This window comes from Streptantibioticus silvisoli (assembly GCF_027947535.2).
GTDB lineage: Bacteria > Actinomycetota > Actinomycetes > Streptomycetales > Streptomycetaceae > Streptantibioticus_C > Streptantibioticus_C silvisoli.
This window is the reverse complement of sequence record NZ_JAAGKO020000035.1, coordinates 21,758-41,025: the sequence shown is the minus strand read 5'-3', so window position 1 is coordinate 41,025 and position 19,268 is coordinate 21,758. Positions and strand designations below refer to the sequence as shown.

Below are 19,268 nucleotides of genomic sequence, written 5' to 3'. Positions count from 1 at the left end.
CTCAGGCCGATTCCCGCGACGACCTCCTCGACCGTGCAGGACGCGGTGAATCCGGACCCGACGGGACGCTGTTGGTGGTTCATACCGGCACACTGCAAACCGGCGGCGCGGCGGGCCGGCCGGCGGCGCTTTCGTCGCCCCGGTGGGCGACGGCAGTCCCAACTGCCGCACGACTGCCGGACGGACTGCCTGTTTCACGGCGGGACGCGCATAGCTTTTCGGCATGGCTGAGATGACGCGTTCGTCTTCCTGTCCCGATCTGTTATCCGGTTTCGCCCGGGGTGCCCCCGAGCGAACCGCGATCTGTTCCCCCGGTCGTACGGTGACCTACGGAACACTCGACCGGCTCAGCGCGATCCTCGCAGGCCGGATGGCCGCGGCGGCACCACCGGGCGGAACGGTCGCCGTGCGGTCGGCGGACCGGGTCGACCACGTGATCGCCCTGGTCGCCGCGTTACGCGCCGGAATCCCCTGGCTGGCGCTCGATCCCGCCGCGCCCGCCGCGCGCAATGAGCGGATCGCCGAGCGCTGCGACGCCGTGCTGCTGCCGCCGGTGCGCGAGACCGAGCCGCACCGGCCGGGCGCCGGGCGGCCGGACACCTGGGCCGCGCCGCCCGAGCAGGCGCTGGCGTACATCGTGCACACCTCCGGTACGACCGGGGAGCCCAAGGGGGTGGCCGTCGGACGCGGCGCCCTGGAACGGCACCTGGCAGCGGTGCGCGAGACCTTCGCCCTCACCCCGGACGACGTCGTGCTGCAGTTCAGCGCCCCCTATGTCGACGTGTGGGTCGAGCAGGTCCTGGGAGCACTGACCGCGGGGGCACGGCTGGTGATCGGGGAGCACCGCACCCCGGCGCCGCGCGACCTGGCCGCGCTGGTGCGCCGGGAGCAGGTCACCGTCATGAACCTGCCCGCCGGCTACTGGCAGGAGTTCACCGCCGTCCTGCCCCACGTCCGCGCCGACCTCGCCTCGTTGCGGCTGATGGTCTGCGGCAGCGACACCATGCCTGCCGCCTCCGCCGAACGCTGGGAGCGCGAGACCGGGGTGCGGCTGCTCAACGCCTACGGTCCCACCGAGACGGTGATCACCAGCCTGGTGCACGAGGTGCGCGGCCAGGGCGCCGACCTGCCGGTGCCGATCGGACGGGCCCTCGGACCGCGCACCGCCCACGTGCTCGACGCGGCGCTGTGCCCGGCCGAAGCGGGCGATGTCGGCGAACTCTACATCGGCGGCGAGGCGTTGGCGACCGGCTACGTCGCCCGGCCGGGGCTGACGGCCGAACGGTTCCTGCCCGACCCGTTCAGTGCCGCGCCCGGCGCCCGGATGTACCGCACCGGCGACCTGGTGCGCCGGCTGCCGGACGGCACCGTGGAGTTCGCGGGCCGGCGGGACGACCAGGTCAAGATCCGCGGCTACCGGATCGAACCGGGCGAGGTGGAGAACGTCCTGGCCCGGCACCCCCGGGTGCTCACCTGCGCCGTCGGGGTACGCGAACCGGTGCCCGGCGACCGGCGGCTGGCCGCCTACGTCACCGCGCCGCGGGGCGCCGAGCCGACCGCCGCGGAACTGCGCGAGCACCTGGCCGCGCTGCTGCCCGCCTACATGGTCCCGGCCTCCTTCACCGTCGTCCCGGCGCTGCCGCTGACGGCGGGCGGCAAGGTCGACCGGGCCGCGCTGGGCGCCCCGGTCCCGGGTGAGGCACCGGCGGCCGTCGCCGACGCCGCACCGCCGGCCGGCGCGGAGCACTGCGCCCCGCCGGAGGCCGCGTCCGCCGGGGTACCGAGCGACGACGCGCCGGGGACGCCGTCCGTCACCGCACCCGACGCGCCCCGGACGGCCGGCGCCGCGGAGCCGCCGGACGACGCGCTGGAGAGCCTGCTGCGGGAGATCTGGTCCGAGGTCCTCGGCATCACCGACATCGGGCCGACCGACAACTTCTTCCTGCTGGGCGGCGACTCGCTGACCGCGCTGCGGGTGGCCGGGCGGATCCTGGAGACCCCCTGGGCCGAGGCGACGGTCACCGTCTTCGAGGAGCCGACGCTGCGCGGGCTGGCGGCGGCGATGGCCGCGGCGGTCCCGGCCGGCTCGCGGGCGGCGGACGGCGCGGCCGGTCCGGTCAGGACCGGGGCGACCCGCGCCCCGCTGTCCGGCCTGCAACGCGGCCTGTGGCTGCTGACCCAGCTGGACCCGGACACCACGGCGTACAACATCCCCTGGGTCTTCGAGCTGGACGGGCCCGTGGACCCGGCGGCGCTGCGGGCGGCGCTGGGCGGGCTGATCGACCGGCACGAGGCGCTGCGCACCGTCTTCGGCGACGAGGACGGCGAACCGTGCCAGATCGTGCGCCCGTACGCGGCGGTGCCGCTGGCCGTCAGCGAGCTGGCCGAGGACGCCGACGGCGCGGCCGTCGAGGCCCTGGTCGCCGCGGACGCCGCCGAGCCCTTCCGTCTCACCGACGGCCCGCTGCTGCGGATGCGGCTCATCCGGCACGGGCAGGCCCGCAGCACGCTGGTGGCGGTCTTCCACCACCTGGTGTGGGACGAGTCCTCGCTCGGGGTGCTGGAACGCGACCTGGGGGAGCTGTACCAGGCCGCGGCGGCCGGCCGGGCGCCCCGGTTGCCCGAACTGCCGGTCGGATATCCCGACTACAGCATCTGGCAGCAGTCGCTCCCGCAGCGCGAGCACCTCGACCACTGGCGGCAGCGGCTGGCGGGGGCGCCGCGGATCAGCACGCCGCCCACCGACCGCCCGCGCACGGCCGGCGGGGAGCGGGTCGCGGCCAGCCTGCGGTTCACCGTGCCGCCGCGTACCGCCCGGCGGGTGCGCGAGCTGGCCCGCTCGACCCGTTCGACCCCGTACACCGTGCTGCTGGCCGGGTACGCGGCGCTGCTGCACCGGGTGACCGGCGCGCGGGACCTGGTGGTCGGCACCCCGGTCACCACCCGCAGCCGGCCCGAACTCGAAGGGCTGATCGGCTACTTCGTCAACCTCGTGCCGCTGCGGTTGCGGTTCGCGGCGGACAGCGGGTTCGGCGCGCTGGTCGAACAGGTCAAGGACGCCTCCTTCGACGCGTTCGCCCACCAGGACACCCCGCTGGACGCCATCGTCGGCGCGGTCCTGGACGATCGCCGCGCGGACGCCGACCCGCTGTTCCAGACGATCTTCGAACTGCACCCCGGCGCGGACCGCCCGGTGCGGCTCGGACCGGCGAGCGGCACCCGGCGGCTGCACGCGCACGCCGAGGCCAAGTTCGAACTGGCCTGGATGATCGAGGAGTCCGGCGACGGGTTCCAGGGCTGGATCGAGTACGACACCGGCCTGTACGACCGGGAGCGCGTCGAGCGGCTGCGGCAGGAGTGGCTCGACCTGCTGGCCCGGCTGACCGAGAGCCCCGACACCGCCATCGGCGGCGACGGCGAGCCCGAGGCCGACACGGTGGTCGCCGACACGGTGGTGGCCGTCTTCGAGGACTGGGCGCGGCGTACCCCCGGCGCCCCGGCGCTGCTGGAGGCGGACAGCGGCCGGGCGTGGTCGTACGCCGAACTGGACGCGCGGGCCAACCGGTTCGCCCACTGGCTGCGGGACGCCGGCGTGCGGGTGGGGGACACCGTCGGCCTGCACCTGCCGCGGTCGGCGCGCTGGGTGGCGGTGATGCTGGGGGTGCTGAAGGCCGGCGCCGCCTACCTGCCGCTGGAGCCGCACCTCCACCGCGACCGGCTCGCGCTGTGCGTGCGCGACACCGGCCCCGCCGTGGTGGTCAGCACCGATCCGGCGGTGGCGGCCGGCCTGGGCGCCCGGGTGCTCGACGTGCTCGACGGCACGCCGGAGCGCTGCCCGGCCGATCCGGTGGGGGTGGCGGTGACCGCCGAGGACGGGGTCTACCTGCCGTACACCTCGGGCTCGACGGGCACGCCGAAGGGCACGCTGGTGCCGCACCGCGCGATCCCCGGCTTCTTCCGCGACGCCGAGTACGCCGGCTGGGGCCCGGGTTCGACCTCGGTCCTGCACTCGGCGCTGTCCTGGGACGGCCACGTGCTGGACCTGTACCCGGCGCTGATGACCGGCGGGCGGACCGTCGTCTGCGGGCCCGGTGACGACGACCCGCTCGCGGTCGCCCGCACCGCCGCGGACCACGGCGCGACCGACCTGTTCCTGAGCCCGGCGGCGCTCGGCGCGGTGGCCGTCGCGGAACCCGGCCTGCTGGCCGGACTGCGCTGCCTGGTGGTCGGCGGCGACGCGGTACCGGCCGACCACTTCCGGCGCGTGCTGGAGGCGGCACCGGGGCTGCGGATCGCCTACGGCTACGGCCCGTCGGAGACCACGGTGTTCGCCACCGTCGACGTCCTGCGGCCGGCGGACCTGGCCGGCGGCCAGGTCCCGGTCGGCCGGGACGTCGGCGACCGCGTCACCCGGGTACTGGACGGGTCACTGCGGCCCTGCCCGCCCGGCGGCACCGGGGAGCTCTACATCGGCGGCCCGGCCGTCGGCCACGGCTACCACGACCGGCCGGGCCTGACCGCGCGCGCCTTCGTCCCCGACCCGTTCAGCCCGATGCCCGGCGCCCGGATGTACCGCACCGGCGATCTGGTACGTCAACTGCCCCGCGGCGCCTACGAGTTCGCGGGGCGCCGGGACAACCAGATCAAGATCAGGGGCTACCGCGTCGAGCTGGGCGAGATCGAGAACGCCCTGGCGACGCACCCCGCGGTCGGCTCCTGCGTGGTCGTCGTCCACGAACCGGCGCCGGGCGACAAGCGCCTCGCCGCCCACCTGACGGCCAAGGACGCCGGGGCGGCGCCGGGGACGGCGGAACTGCGCGCCCACTTGGCCGCGCTGCTGCCCGACCACATGCTGCCGGCCACCTTCACGGTGCTGGCCGCGCTGCCGCTGACCGCCAACGGCAAGGTCGACCGCAAGGCGCTGTCCGCACCGGCGGCCGCCACCGCGCCCACCACCGGTGTGGCGGCCCCGCCGGCCAAGGGCGACACGGAGCTGGAACGCACGATCTTCCGGGCCTGGTCCCAGGTGCTGGGCATCGACGACTTCGGCACGCAGGACAACTTCTTCGGGCTCGGCGGCGACTCGCTGCGCGCGGTGCGGCTGGCCCTGGTGCTGGCCCGCGAGCTCGGCACCGAGGTACCGCCGCGGCTGATCTTCGCCTGCAAGACCGTCTCCGCCCTCGCCGCCCGGCTGGCCTGAGACCCCCCACCGTCCGATTGGAGTGATCATGGACGTCCAGCATGCCCCGGCACGGCCGGGCACCAGGGTGGCGCCACTGTCCGGCCTGCAACGCGGGCTGTGGTTCCTCGACCGCCTCTCGCCCGGAACCGCCGCGTACAACATCCCGTGGGTCCTGGAACTCGACGGCCCGCTCGAGGAGCCGGCGCTGCGCACGGCGCTGGAGGCGGTCGTCGCCCGGCACGAGGTGCTGCGGACCACCTTCGACGTCGCCGACGGCGAACCGTTCCAGGTGATCCACCCGGCGCGGCCGGTCCCGCTCGCGGTGACCGACGTCAGGTCCCTGCCGCGGCAGCGGTGGGAGGCGGCGGTGGAGGCCGCCGTCGAGCAGGACTCCCGCGGTCCGCTGGACCTGCGGGACGGGCCGCTGCTGCGGGCCCGGCTGATCCGGCACGGGCAGCAGCGCCACACCCTCGTCGTGGTGGTCCACCACATCGTGTGGGACGAGTGGTCGCTGGAGATCTTCGAACGGGAGCTGTCGGAGGCGTACGCGGCGGCCCTGGCCGGCCGGCGGCCCCGGCTGCCGGAGCTCACCTTGAGCTACGCCGACCACGCCGCCGCGGCCGCCGCCCGCTCCCACGAGCACGATCTGGCCTACTGGCGCGAGCAGTTGGCCGGCGCGCCGACCCTCACCACGCTGCCCGCCGACCGGCCGCGCCCCGACCGCCCCACGGCCGGCGGCGACACCTACGTCTTCGACCTGCCGTCCGGCACCGCCGAGCGGGTGCGCAAGCTCGCCATGGACTGCGGGGCGACGCCGTTCACCGTGCTGCTCGCCGCGTTCTCCGCGCTGGCGCACCGCTGGACCGGCGCCGACGACCTGGTGATCGGCACCCCGGTCACCACCCGCGACCGGCCCGAACTCGACCACCTCATCGGCTACTTCGTCAACGTCATGCCGCTGCGCACCCGGATCACCGCGGGCGGCAGCTTCCGGGAGCTGGCCGAGCAGTCGCGCGACGTCTGCTTCGACGCCTACGGCCACCAGGACACCCCGCTGGACACGATCGTCAACGACATCGTGCGCGAACGGCAGGGCGGCCACCCGCCGCTGGTGCAGATGCTCTTCGGCCTGCACGCCCGCGACGCGCGGCAGATGCGGCTGGGCGGGGCCACCGGCCGGCGCCGGGTGCGGCCCAACGGCACCGCCAAGCTCGACCTGATCTGGTCGGTCTACGACGACGGCGAACTGCACGGCGAGATCGAGTACGCCACCGACCTGTTCGACCGCGACACCATGGCGCGGGCGGCGGACTCCTGGCTGGCGCTGCTCGACCACGCCCTGGCCCGCCCGGACACCGCGCTGGCCGACCTCGACGTGCTCGACCCGGCCGGCCGCTCGGCCGCGCTGCCCCGGCCGGCCCGGTCGGCGGGCGCGACGCTGCCGCTGCACACCGGGGTCGAGGAGCACGCCGTGCGCACCCCGGCGGCCGTGGCGCTGGGCGACGGCACCCGCTCGCTGACCTACGCCGAGCTGGACGGGCGGGCCAACCGGCTGGCCCACCACCTGCGCGACCGCGGGGTGCTGCCCGGCGACCGGGTGGGCCTGCTGCTGGACCGCACCGTGGAGGCCGTGGTCTCGGTGCTGGCGGTGCTGAAGGCCGGCGCGGCCTACGTGCCGGTCGACCTGACCGCGCCGCACGACCGGATGGCCTACGCCTTCGGGCAGGCGCAGGTCTCGGTGGTGGTCACCGACCAGCCGGACGGCGCCGCCGACGGGCCGTGGAAGACGGTGCGGCTGCGCGACGACGCGGCGGCGGTGGCCGGCTGCCCGGCGACCCGCCCGCCGGTCGAGGTGCACGCCGACGACACCGCCTACGTCATCTTCACCTCCGGCTCGACCGGCCGCCCCAAGGGCGTGCAGATCGCCCACCGGCACGTGCGCGAGCTGATGGCGTCCGGCGGCCGGCACCTGGGGATCGGCGCCGGCGACGTGGCGGCGATGTTCCACTCCTACGCCTTCGACGTGTCGGTGTGGGAGCTGTGGAGCGCGCTGCTGCACGGCGGGCGGCTGGTCGTCGTGCCGTACCTGCTGTGCCGCTCGCCGCAGGAGTTCGCCGCGCTGCTGGCCGCCGAACGGGTCACCCTGCTGTCGCAGACCCCGTCCGCCTTCGGGCAGTTGACGACGGCGTTGCGGGACCGGCCGCGCGAGCTGCCGCACCTGCGGTGGGTGCTGCTGGCCGGCGAGGCGCTGGACCCGGCGGCCGTGCGCCGCTGGTTCGCCCTGGACCCGGCGCCGCCCGCGGCGCTGTGCAACCTGTACGGCACGACCGAGACCACGGTGCACGCCACGGCGTTCGACGTGCGCGACCCGGACGGGTTCGAGCGCAGCCGGGTCGGCTCGGTCATGCCGCACCTGACCCAGGTGGTGCTCGACGACCGGCTGCGGCCGGTGCCGGTCGGCGTCACCGGGGAGCTGTACGTCGGCGGACTGTCGCTGGCGCACGGCTACCTGGGGCGCTCGGACCTCACGGCGCAGCGGTTCCTGCCCGACCCGTTCAGCGGTGGCGGGGCGCGGATGTACCGCACCGGCGACCTGGTGCGGCGGCTGGCGGACGGCGGCCTGGAGTACCTCGGCCGGCGCGACGGGCAGGTCAAGATCCGTGGGTACCGCATCGAACTGGGCGAGATCGAGAACGTCCTGGCCGCCCATCCGGCGGTGGCCACCTGCGTGGTGACCGTGCGCGAACCGGCCCCGGGCGACAAGCGGCTGGCCGCCTACGTCACCGCCGCCGGCCCCGGCGAACCGGACCCCGGCGAACTGCGCGAGCACCTGCTGACCGGCCTGCCGGCCTACATGGTGCCCGCCACCTTCACGGTGCTGGCCGAACTGCCGCTGACCACCAACGGCAAGGTCGACCGCAAGGCCCTGCCGGAGCCGGTCACCGCGGTGCCCACCGGTGCGCGGTCGGCGCCGCCGAAGGGCGAACTCCAGGAACTGGTGGCCCGGGTGTGGTCGCAGGTGCTCGACGTCGCCGAGGTCGGCGCGCACGACGACTTCTTCCGGCTCGGCGGCGACTCGCTGCGCGCGGTGCGGGTGGCCAACGCCCTGCGGACCGAGGGCTGGGACGTCGAACTCCAGGACTTCTTCCGCCACCCCACCGTGGCGGCGCTGTCGCGCGGTGCCGTGCCGGCCGCCGGCGGCGACGAACCGGCCCTGGACACCGTGCCGTTCGCCCTGCTGGACCCGGCCGACCGCGCGGTGATGCCGGCGGAGGTGGTGGACGCCGGACCGACGGTCGCCATGCAGCTGGCCATGGCCTACCACATGGAACTGTCGGGCGGCACCGACAGCTACCACAACGTCAACAGCTACCTGGTCAGCGGCGCGTTCGACGCCGGCCTGCTGCGCCGGGCGGTCGTCGAGGCCATGGAGCGCCACCCGGTGCTGCGCACCTCCATCGACCTGATGACGTACGGCGAACCACTGCAACTGACGCACCGTCACCTGCAACCGCCGCTGGTGGTGACCGACGTACGCCACCTGGCCGAGGCCGACCGGGACGCCGCGGTGCGCGAGGAGTTCCACCGGCTGCGCACCACCGGCTTCGACCTCGCCACCCCGCCGCTGTTCGCGGTACGGGCGCACCGGCTGACGGACGAGACCTTCCAGCTGACCGTCGCCGAGCACCACGCCATCCTGGACGGCTGGAGCTTCACCTCGCTGCTGTCGGAACTGCTGCGCCGGCACGCCGAGTTGATCGACGACCCGACGCTCGCGCCGGCCGCGCCGCCGCGCTCGGGCTTCCGCGACTTCGCCGCGGCCGAGCGGACCGCGGCCCGCGACGAGGCGTCGCTGCGCTACTGGCGCGACAAACTCGCCGGTGCGGACGGCCGGCTGCGGCTGCGCCCCGACCTGGCGCCGCGGCCGGAGGAGGGCGTCGAGCCCGGCGTGAGCGGGGTGCGCACCACCGAGCGGTTCCTGCCCGGCGTCGGCGCCCGGTTCCGGCTGGCGGCGGCGGCCGGCGGCACCACGCCCAAGAGTGTGGCGTTCGCCGCCCACCTGGTGGCGCTCGGCGCGATCACCGGGTCGCACCGGCCGGTGACCGGCCTGTCGGTGAACGGCCGGCTGGCCCGTGAGGGCGGCACCGAGGCGCTGGGGCTGTTCCTCAACACCGTGCCGGTCACCGCCGACACCACCGTCGAACCCCTCGCCCTGGCCCGGGTGCTGCACGAGGAGGAGACGGCGATGATCCCGCACCGCCGGGTCCCGTTCGCGCTGCTGGCCCGGATGATGCAATCCACCGCGCTGGGCAGCAACTTCGGCTTCCTGCGCTTCCACGCGCTGGGCCAGGTCGCCGAGGACGGCGGACGCATCGTCAGCGACGGGCTGCGCTTCGAACCCACGATGCGGCACGAACCCACCAACTTCGCGCTCAGCGCGGCGATGGTGATGGACCCCACCTCCGACGACGGCCTGCTGGCCGTCGACCACACCGTGGCCCTGGTCCCCGACCGGGCCGTGGACGCCTACCGCACCGCTTTCCTGGCGGCCGTCGAGGCCATGACGGACCACGTGGACCGCACCCCCCGAGACAAGGAGTGACCGACATGGACGCCTTCACCACCTTCGACGTGGTCGTCAACGACGAGGAGCAGTACTCCCTGTGGCCCGCCGGGGTCCCGCTGCCGAACGGCTGGACGGCCGAGGGGACCACCGGGTCCGAGGAGCGGTGCCTGGAGCGGATCGAGGCCATCTGGCCGGACATCCGCCCCCGCAGCCTGCGGGAGTCCGTGGAGCGCCGGCGTGCCGAGGAGGGCGTGCGATGAGCGTCGAGACCCCGGCACCGCCGGCCGTGGCGGCGGCCGCGAACCCGGCAGCCGCCAACGCCCTGCCCGCCACCCCGGGGCGGGAGGGCACCATCCCCGCCTGGTTCGAGGAGCAGGTACGCCGCAGCCCCGACGCGGTGGCCCTCACCCAGGTCGGCGGCGGCCTGCTGACCTACGCCGAACTGGACGCACGCGCCAACCGGTTCGCGCACTGGCTGCGGGCCGCCGGGGTGCGGCCGGGCGACACCGTCGGCCTGCACCTGTCGCGCTCCACCGAGTGCGTGGCGGCCATGCTCGGCGTGCTGAAGGCGGCGGCGGCCTACCTGCCGTTGGAGCCGCACGTCCACCACGCCCGCCTCGTGCACTGCGTGCAGGACGCCGGCGCGGCCGTCGTGGTCAGCGCCGACCCGGCCACCGCAGCCAACTTCGGGGTCCGCGTCCTGGACGTGGCCGACGGCAGCGTGGACCGGCAGCCGGCCACCGCGCCGGACCTGGTGGTGCGGGCGGACGACACCGTCTACGTCACCTACACCTCCGGCTCGACCGGCACGCCGAAGGGCACCCTCGTCCCGCACCGGGCCGTCCCGGGGTTCTTCGCGGGCACCGACTACGCCATGTGGGGGCCGGACTCCATCTCCCTGCTGCACTGCGCGCTGGCCTGGGACGGCCACCTGATCGACCTGTACCCGGCGCTGCTGACCGGCGGACGGGTCGTCGTCCCGGCGCACGACACCGGTGACCCGCTGGCCACGGTGCGCTGCGCGGCCGAGCACGGAGTCACCGTGATGTTCTTGACCACGGCGGCCTTCAACCTGCTGGCGCACGGCGACACCGGCGACGTCACCGCCCCGCGCCACCTGCTCTTCGGCGGCGAGGCGGTCTCACCGCAACACACCCGGCAGGTCGCCCGCCGCCACCCGGGCACCCGGCTGGTGAACTGCTACGGGCCGTCGGAGACCACCGTCTTCAGCACGGTCCGGCCGGTGCGCGAGGCCGACCTGGCCGACGGGCGCATCCCCATCGGCACCCCGGTCGGCGACCGCACCGTGCGGGTGCTCGACGAGAACCTGCGGCCCTGCCCGAGCGGCGTGACCGGGGAGCTGTACGTCAGCGGCCCCGCCCTCGCCCACGGCTACCACCACCGCCCCGGCCTGACCGCGCGCGCCTTCGTCCCCGACCCGTTCAGCCCGCTGCCCGGCGCCCGGATGTACCGCACCGGCGACCTGGTACGGCAACTGCCCGACGGCGCCTATGAGTTCATCGGCCGGCGGGACAACCAGGCCAAGATCCGCGGCCGGCGCGTCGAACCCGGTGAGATCGAGGTGACGCTCGCTGCGCACCCGGACGTCACCGCGTGCGCGGTGACGGTGTGGGAACCGGCCGCCGGCGACAAGCGCCTCGCGGCCCACCTGGCCACCCGGGACGGTACCCCGGCCGACCCGGCCGCCCTGCGCGCCTTCCTGGCCGACCGGCTGCCCGCCTACCTCGTCCCCGCCACCTTCACCACCTTGCCGGCGCTGCCGCTGACCGCCAACGGCAAGCTCGACCGCGCGGCGCTGCCCGTCCCGCACGACGACGCCCCGACCGCCGCCGAGGACCTGCCGCCGGAGCCGGCCGACCCGCTGCGCGACCTGATCGGCCTGACCTGGGCGAAACTGCTGGGCGTCGAGCAGGTGCGCGGCGCCGACAACTTCGCGGCGCTGGGCGGCCATTCGCTGCTGGCCGTGCGCCTGGTGCACGTACTGCGGGCCGCGCTCGGGGTCAACGTCACCCTCGCCTCGCTGGTGGGATCGCGCGACCTGGACCACTTCACCACCGCGGTACGCGCCACGATCGCCGCCGAAGGTGCCGAGCCCGACCTGCCCGGCCTGCTGGAGAGGCTGTCGCGGTGAGCGCGCACCCGCAGGTGGACGCCGACGAGGCGGTCCGCGACCTGCTCGCCGCGCTGGGCGAACCGCAGGTCGCCGCGCACGACGTGCTGCCCACCGGCTCGGACGCCGACGGCGAGATGCCGCTGTCCGAGGGCCAGCGCCAGCTGTGGTTCCTCCAGCAGCTGCACCCGGACTCCACCACCTACAACGTGTGCGTCGGCCTGCGGACGCACGGCCCGTTGGACACCGCGGCCCTCGGCACGGCGCTGACCGCGCTGGCCGACCGGCACACGGTGCTGCGGACCAACGTGGTCGCCCGCCGCGGTCGCCCGCACGCCGTGATCCGTCCCGCGGGCACCCCGGTGGAACTGCGCCCGGTCGGCGGCCCGGGGACCGCGCCGGCCGACGCGGAGATCCAGCGGGTGGCCCGCGAGGAGATGGCCGTCCCGTTCGACCTGGCCGTCGAACCGCTGCTGCGCGCCCGGCTGCTGCGGCTGGCCGCTGATGACCACGTGCTGCTGCTGGTCTGGCACCACCTGGTCGTCGACGGCTGGTCCATGCGCATCGCGCTGCGCGACCTGGCCGCGCTGTACTCGCAGGCGGCCGGCGGTCCGACCGCCGACCTGCCCGTGCTGCCGCACGGCTACGGCGACTTCGCGCTGTGGCAGACGACGCTGATGACGCGCACCCGGCGCCACGAACGGGCCGTGGAGCACTGGTGCCGCACCCTGCACGGCGCCCCCGAACGGTCGGCCCCGCCGCCGGACGCGGCCACCGGGCAGCAGGGCGGCCGCTCCCTGCACTTCGACCTGCCCGGGCCGACCACCGCCGCCGTCGCATCGGTCGCTGTGCGGTACGACCTCACCCCGTTCGCGGTGACCTTCACCGCCTTCCTGGTCTGGCTCGCGGCGGCCGGCGGGTCGCGCGACGTCGTCGCCGGGGTGCCCAGCAGCGGCCGGGCCTTCCCCCAACTCGACGACGTGGTCGGCTACTTCGTGAACCTGATGCCGCTGCGGATGGACCTCGACCCGCGCTGGTCGTTCGCCGGCGCCGCCCGCGCGGTGCGCGCCGCGGTGGCCGACGGCCTCGACCACGACCTGCTTCCCTTCGACCGGATCGTCAAGGCCCTCGGCGTCCCCCGCCGCGCCGGGCAGCGCCCGCTGGCGCAGGTGATGTTCCAGCTGGTGTCCGCGCACGACGTGGGCGGATCGGCCGCGCGCTGGCACGGCCTGCGGGTGGACGAGTGCCCGATCGGCAACGACGACAGCCCCCGGTTCGACCTCGAACTCGACCTGCTGCACGACACCGACGGCACCCTGCGCGGCAGCTTGACGGTGGACGCCGCGCGGTACTCCGCGGCGGCGGCCGACGGGTTCCGTGACGCGTACGCCCGGGTGCTGGCCGCGCTGTGCCGGCAGCCGGACGCACCGCTGGCCGCTTTCCTGCCCGCCGGCGCGGGCCCCGACGACGCACCGGAACAGGACGGTCGACGATGACCACGCACATCCGCACCCCACAGCGGACGGACCGCCCGCACGTGGTCGACGACTGGTTCATGGTCCTGCGCCCGCGGCCCGGCGCCCGGACCCGGCTGTTCTGCTTCCCGCACGCCGGCGGCGACGTCTCGGCGTTCGCCACCCTGGCCGGGGCCCTGCCGCGGGACACCGAGGTGTGGGCGCTGCGGCTGCCCGGCCGCGGCGCGCGGCTGCACGAGCCGCTGCCGGCCGACTTCGACACGCTGGTCGCCCAGGTCACCGCGGCCCTGCTGCCGCACACCGCGGGGGTGGACTTCGGCATCTACGGGCAGAGCTTCGGCGGCCTGCTGGCCTACGAGGTCGCCCGCGCGCTGCCGGCCGGCCACCTGCCGCGGTTCCTCGTGCCCGCCTCGGTCAAGGCGCCGCAGGTGTGGGCCGAGCAGCTGCCCGAGCGGCTCGACGCGGCCGGGCTGCTGGCTGCCACCGGGTTCGACACGGTCCTCGGCCAGGACCCGGAACTGGCCGCCATGACCCTGGAGGTCATCGGCGCCGACCTGGAGCTGTGCCGCACCTACCGGCACCGCCCCGGACCGCTGCCGGCCGTCGCGGTGCTGGCGGTCGCCGGGACCGGCGACCCGCTGGTGGACGCCGACGACCTGGCCGCCTGGGCCGAGGTGGCGGGCGGAACCCCGGCCGTCGCCCTGGTCGAGGGCGGCCACGTACTGGCATCGCCCGCCACCGCCGGCCCGCTGGAGCCGCTGCGCGCCCTGGCCGCCGCGGCCCCGGCCCCCGCGCCCGCGGCGCCGGCGACCTCACCCGACCTGTCCGACACCCTGTTCTGGCAGGGCCCGGACGTGGCCGCCCGGGTGGACGCGCTGCGCTCGGCGTCCCCGGTGTGCCGGACCGTCGTCCCCGGCGACGGACCGGTGTGGTCCGTGCTGTCCTACGAACTGGCGATGCAGGTCCTCGGCGACGGCGCCACCTTCAGCTCGACCGGCGGTTCGCTGCTGGGCTCCTCGCCGGGCGGCGCGGCACCGGCCGGCGCCGGACGGATGATGGCGATGTGCGACGGCCCGGCGCACCGCACGTTCCGCCACCCCGTCGCACCGTTCTTCAACACCCGCAGTACCGCCGGGTACGCGCCACGCCTGGCCCAGCTCACCGAGGACGCGGTACGCCGCGGGCTCGACGGCGGTGAGGTCAACTTCGTGGACCTCATCTCGCCGGTGCCGGTGGCCGTCATGTGCGACCTGCTCGACATCCCGGTCGCCGACCGCGGCCGCGTGGTGGCCCTCAGCGACGCGGCGTTCCTCGGCACCACGGCGCACGAACGGCAGGCGGGCCACCAGGAGTTGATCCGCTACCTGTTCGGCCACGCGGTACGGCACCGGGCCCGGCCGGGCGGCGGGCTGGCCGGGACGCTGGCGACGCACACCGTGGACGGCGCGCGGCTGCCGCTGGAGGAGGTCGTGCTCAACCTCGACAACATCCTGGTCGGCGGCGTGCAGACCGTCCGGCACACCGCCGCGATGGGCATGCTCGCCCTGCTGCGCCACCCCGACCAGTTCGCCGCGCTGTGGGACGGCACGGTGGAGATGGACGACGCGGTCGACGAACTGCTGCGCTGGACCTCCTCCGGACTGCACGTACTGCGCACCGCGGCGTGCGAGACCGAACTGGGCGGCATCCGCGTCCGGGCCGGCGAGAAGGTCGTGGTGTGGACCTGGGCGGCCAACCACGACCCGGAGCGCTTCGACCGCCCGGCGGAACTGCTGCTCGACCGCAGCCCCAACCGCCACCTCGGGCTCGGCTTCGGACCGCACTACTGCGTGGGCGCCGCCCTCGCCAAGGCCGAGCTGTCGGCGATCTTCACCACGCTGCGCGCCCGGGCACGCGCGATCGAACCGGCCGGAACGCCCCGGCACAACACCTCGATCATCAATTTCGGGCTCGACGACCTGCCGGTACGGCTCGTCGCCCGCTGACGGCGTGCGCGACCTCACCACGACGCGGGAACACGAAGCTGGAGGGGAACCCATGGACATGGCAACGGACGTGCGGCCGCAGACGGACGCGATCGAGGAACTGCTGGCCGCCGTGTGGTCGGAGGTGCTCGACGGGACACCGGTCGGCCCCGCGGACAACTTCTTCGACCTGGGCGGCGACTCGCTGCTCATCCTGGAGACGATCGCGCTGGCCCGTGAGGAGGGACTGGACTACACGCCGCTGGACCTCATCGAGAACCAGACGGTCGCCGAACTGGCCGCCCGGGTGACCGCGGCGACCGCCCCGCTCGTCGAGGCCGAGGTCACCGACGGCATCCCGCTGACGTTCGCCCAGCAGCAGCTGTGCACCCGCCAGCCGCACCCGCGGTACGTCACGCAGGCGGTGCTGTGGCGGGTGGAGGACGACCTGGACGCCGAGGTGCTGGCGCAGGCGCTGCCGGCCGTGCTGGACCCGCACGACTCCTTCCGGCTGCGGCTGGACGGCTCCCGGCTGCGGCTGGCCGCCGACGCGGGCTTCACCCTGGAGCGGCTCGACCTGTCCGGCGGCACCGAACGGGAGCGCGCCGAGGCGGTCCTGCGGGAGACGACGCGGTTGCAGCGCTCCCTCGACCCGGTCGGCGGACCCACGGTCCGCGGCGCGCTGCTCGACCTGGGGCCGGCCGGCCGCCGGCTGTTCCTGACCGCCCACCACCTCGCCGTCGACAGCGCCTCCTGGCGGATCCTGCGCGGCGAACTGGCCGCCGCCTGCCGCCGTCCCGCCCGCGAACAGCCCGGGCAGCAGGCGACCACGCCCTACGGTGTGTGGGCCCAGCGGATCGGCGCCACCCGGCCGGTGCCCGGCCCGCCGACCGCGGGCGGCGGCCTGCCCTGGGCGCCCTGGGGACGGCTGGACAACGGCGGCGAGCCCTTCTCCCGCGCCACCACGGCGCGCGTGCGGACCCCGGCGGACCTGACCGCCACCCTGCTGGAGCTGGCCCGCCGCGACCTGGGCACCGGGATGGACTCGGTGGTGCTGGCCGCGGTGACCACCGCCGTCGCCCAGGTGTACGGCACCGACCTGGTCGCCTGCGACATCGAGCGGCACGGCCGCGACCAGGCCGGCGCCGGCACCGACATCAGCCGGACCACCGGATGGTTCACCGACCTGCGCACCGTGCGGCTGGCCCCCGGCGGCCCGGCGGAGCGGCTGGTGAAGTCCGCCGACCACGCCCTGCACGACCCGGACGGCGGCGTCGCGACCCGGACCGTGCCCGCGGCGCTGGTCAACTACCTGGGCCGGTTCACCGAACGGCCGCAGGAGATGTTCGCGGAGGCCGAGGAGACCTTCGCCGACGACCGCCACCCCGACAACCACCTCACCCACCCCGTGGAGGTGCACGCCGCCGTCAACGGCGCCCACCTGGTCACCGTGCTGACCTGCGACGGCGCCGCCCCCGACGGGCAGCGCGCGCAGGAGCTCGCCGACGCCTACGCCGCGGCGCTGGAGTCGATCGCCGCCGGACCCCGGGAGGAGGCGTGATCGGGCTGCACCCGGCGCTGCCGCCCTGCGACACCGCCGTGGTGGTGGTACCCGGCATCGCCGGCACCGCACGGGCGGTACGCCCGCTGACCGCGGCGCTCGCCCCCGTACCGGTGTCGGTCGCCGTGCGCCGGCCCAGCCCGGCCGGCCGCGGCGGGAGCCTGCCGATCCCGCGACGGGCCGAGGAACTCGCCGCCCGCCTGACCGCCGGCCCGCTGCCCGCCCGCCTGATCGTCGCCGGCCACAGCCTGGGCGCCTACATCGCCCTCGAACTGGTGCGCCTGCTGGCGCTCTCGGCCCCCGAAACCGCCTGCACCCTGGTCGTGGCCGCCCAACTGCCCCCACACCGCCTGCCGTTGCACGCTGACGACGGCTTCGACGACGCGACGGTGCTGCGCAAGGTCACCGGCGGCACGGCCCCCGACGGGCTGGCCGGCGACCCGGCGCTGCTGGGCGTCCTGATCGACCAGTGGCGCACCGACTACCGGGCCATCGACGCCTACAAGCCCGAACCCGCCGCGCTGACCGACGCGCCGGTCCACGTGTGGACGGCCACCGGCGACCCGTCCGCGCCGTACGGCGAAGGCATCGCGGACTGGGGCCGGTACACCACCGGCCCGGTGCACCGCGAGGAGTTCGACGGCTCGCACGACTTCCTGTTCACCCGCGTCGCACCCGTGGCCGACCGGCTGCGGCAGCTGACCGCCCGACCGATCGAGGTGTGCCCGTGACCGGCCCGACCACCACCGCCCTGTACGACTGGTTCGCGCGCTCGGCCGCCGCCCACCCGGACGCGCCGGCCCTGGAGCTGGACGGTACGGCGTACTCCTACCGGCAGTTGGAGCGGTACGCCGAAGTGCTGTCCGGCCGGATCGTGCGGGCGCACGGCGGCGCGCCCCCGGCCCGGGTCGCGCTGCTGGCCTCCCGCAGCCTCACCGCGTTCGCCGGCTACCTCGCGGCGCAGCGCCTGGGCGCCACCGTCACCCCGCTCAACCCCGGCTACCCGGCCGCCCGCAACCGCACGGTGTGCCGACTCGCCCGGACCGATGTCCTGGTGGCCGAGCGGTCCGCGCTGCCGCCCGAGGGGTACGCCGCCGACGGCACCGTGCCGGTGGAACTGGTGCTCACCGACGAGGAGGTCACCGCGCCCGCCCCGGCGGACCTGCCGGTGCCGCCGCCGGCCCGGGCGGCCGCCGACGACGTGGCGTACGTGCTGTTCACCTCCGGCTCCACCGGCCGGCCCAAGGGCGTGCCCGTCCGGCACCGCAACGCCTCGGCGTACGTCGCCCGCAACATCGAGCGGTTCCGCGTCGGCCCCGGCGACCGCACCTCGCACACCTTCGACCTGACCTTCGACCCCTCGGTGCACGACCTGTTCGTCACCTGGGGCGCCGGAGCCACGCTGGTGGTCCCGCAGCGCACGGACCTGCTGACCCCGGTCGAATACCTCACCCGCCAGGCCATCACCCACTGGTTCTCGGTGCCCTCCCTGGTCTCGGTCAGCGCCGCACTGGGCAACCTGCCGGCCGGCCAGGCCCCGGCGCTGCGCCACGGGGTCTTCATCGGCGAGCAGTTGACGTACCGTCAGGCCAGGGCGTGGCACGACGTCGCCCCCGGCGCGGTCATCGACAACGTCTACGGCCCCACCGAGCTGACCGTCGCCTGCACCGCCTACCGGCTGCCCCGCGACCCGCAGCAGTGGCCGGCCACCAGCAACGACACCGTGCCCATCGGACCCGTCTACGACACGCTCGACCACCTCGTGCTCGACGAGGACGGCCACCCGGCCGACGAGGGCGAACTGTGCGTGCGCGGCGTCCAGCGCTTCGACGGCTACCTCGACCCGGACGACGACAACGAGCGCTTCCTCACCCACGAGGACGGCCGCACCGAGATCCACCGCGGCGGCCCGCTCACCGACGCGCACTACTACCGCACCGGGGACCGGGTGCGCCGGGAGCAGGGCACGCTGCTGCACCTGGGCCGGCTCGACAACCAGGTCAAGCTGCGCGGCTACCGCGTCGAACTGGGCGAGATCGAGACGGCGCTGCGCCGCCACCCCGCCGTCGAGGAGGCCGTCGTCCTCGCGCTGCCCGGCACCAACGGCCTGGAGGCGGTGGCCTGTTACACCGGCGAGCCGCTGGAGCGCGCCGCGGCCCGCGGCTGGCTGCGCGCCCACGTCCCGCCGCACATGGTCCCGCGCCGCCTCGTGCACCTGGAGCGCCTGCCGCTCAACCCCAACGGCAAGATCGACCGCCCCGCGCTGCGACGCGACCTGACGGCCGACCCGACCCCCACGCCCGCACCGGCACCCGCCGCCGCGCCGACCCGCCTGCTCCCGGTCGGCTGACCGCACCGCACCGCACCCGCTCCGAAACGTCCCCCCGC

The 19,268-nt window shown here is 75.5% G+C and carries 9 protein-coding genes; all 9 read left to right on the top strand.

What is annotated here, in order from left to right:
- Positions 1-223 precede the first annotated feature (223 nt).
- The 9 genes from POF43_RS22405 to POF43_RS22365 are packed head-to-tail and all read left to right on the top strand — an operon-like array spanning position 224 to position 19,230.
- The gene (locus tag POF43_RS22405) at positions 224-5,200 is read left to right on the top strand and encodes a non-ribosomal peptide synthetase (RefSeq protein ID WP_308217757.1); all 4,977 of its coding nucleotides are present in this window, start codon (positions 224-226) and stop codon (positions 5,198-5,200) included.
- 28 nt (positions 5,201-5,228) lie between these two features.
- Positions 5,229-9,785 carry a non-ribosomal peptide synthetase gene (locus POF43_RS22400; protein WP_271322212.1) on the top strand — a complete coding sequence of 1,519 codons (4,557 nt, stop codon included), beginning with the start codon at positions 5,229-5,231 and terminating at the stop codon, positions 9,783-9,785.
- A 5-nt stretch (positions 9,786-9,790) separates the two neighbouring features.
- Positions 9,791-10,009 (top strand): MbtH family protein, encoded by a 219-nt coding sequence (locus POF43_RS22395; protein WP_271312503.1) that lies wholly within the window; start codon positions 9,791-9,793, stop codon positions 10,007-10,009.
- Positions 10,006-11,901: a non-ribosomal peptide synthetase gene (locus POF43_RS22390; protein ID WP_271322211.1), complete on the top strand. Its 1,896-nt coding sequence runs from the start codon at positions 10,006-10,008 to the stop codon at positions 11,899-11,901. The genes POF43_RS22395 and POF43_RS22390 overlap by 4 nt, the downstream gene beginning before the upstream one ends.
- Positions 11,898-13,376, top strand: coding sequence for a condensation domain-containing protein (locus tag POF43_RS22385; RefSeq protein ID WP_271322210.1), 1,479 nt, complete (start codon positions 11,898-11,900; stop codon positions 13,374-13,376). The genes POF43_RS22390 and POF43_RS22385 overlap by 4 nt, the downstream gene beginning before the upstream one ends.
- Positions 13,373-15,340: a cytochrome P450 gene (locus POF43_RS22380; protein WP_271322209.1), complete on the top strand. Its 1,968-nt coding sequence runs from the start codon at positions 13,373-13,375 to the stop codon at positions 15,338-15,340. Before POF43_RS22385 ends, POF43_RS22380 begins: the two co-directional genes overlap by 4 nt.
- Before the next feature lie 52 nt (positions 15,341-15,392).
- Positions 15,393-16,880: a condensation domain-containing protein gene (locus POF43_RS22375; protein ID WP_271322208.1), complete on the top strand. Its 1,488-nt coding sequence runs from the start codon at positions 15,393-15,395 to the stop codon at positions 16,878-16,880.
- The gene (locus POF43_RS22370) at positions 16,877-17,611 is read left to right on the top strand and encodes a thioesterase II family protein (RefSeq protein ID WP_271322207.1); all 735 of its coding nucleotides are present in this window, start codon (positions 16,877-16,879) and stop codon (positions 17,609-17,611) included. Before POF43_RS22375 ends, POF43_RS22370 begins: the two co-directional genes overlap by 4 nt.
- Positions 17,608-19,230, top strand: coding sequence for an amino acid adenylation domain-containing protein (locus tag POF43_RS22365; protein ID WP_271322206.1), 1,623 nt, complete (start codon positions 17,608-17,610; stop codon positions 19,228-19,230). Before POF43_RS22370 ends, POF43_RS22365 begins: the two co-directional genes overlap by 4 nt.
- Positions 19,231-19,268 lie beyond the last annotated feature (38 nt).

Coding starts and splice junctions, on each gene's coding strand:
- POF43_RS22390 (WP_271322211.1), top strand. CDS start 10,006: ATGAGCGTCGAGACCCCGGCACCGCCGGCCGTGGCGGCGGCCGCGAAC.
- POF43_RS22375 (WP_271322208.1), top strand. CDS start 15,393: ATGGACATGGCAACGGACGTGCGGCCGCAGACGGACGCGATCGAGGAA.
- POF43_RS22400 (WP_271322212.1), top strand. CDS start 5,229: ATGGACGTCCAGCATGCCCCGGCACGGCCGGGCACCAGGGTGGCGCCA.
- POF43_RS22405 (WP_308217757.1), top strand. CDS start 224: ATGGCTGAGATGACGCGTTCGTCTTCCTGTCCCGATCTGTTATCCGGT.
- POF43_RS22380 (WP_271322209.1), top strand. CDS start 13,373: ATGACCACGCACATCCGCACCCCACAGCGGACGGACCGCCCGCACGTG.
- POF43_RS22395 (WP_271312503.1), top strand. CDS start 9,791: ATGGACGCCTTCACCACCTTCGACGTGGTCGTCAACGACGAGGAGCAG.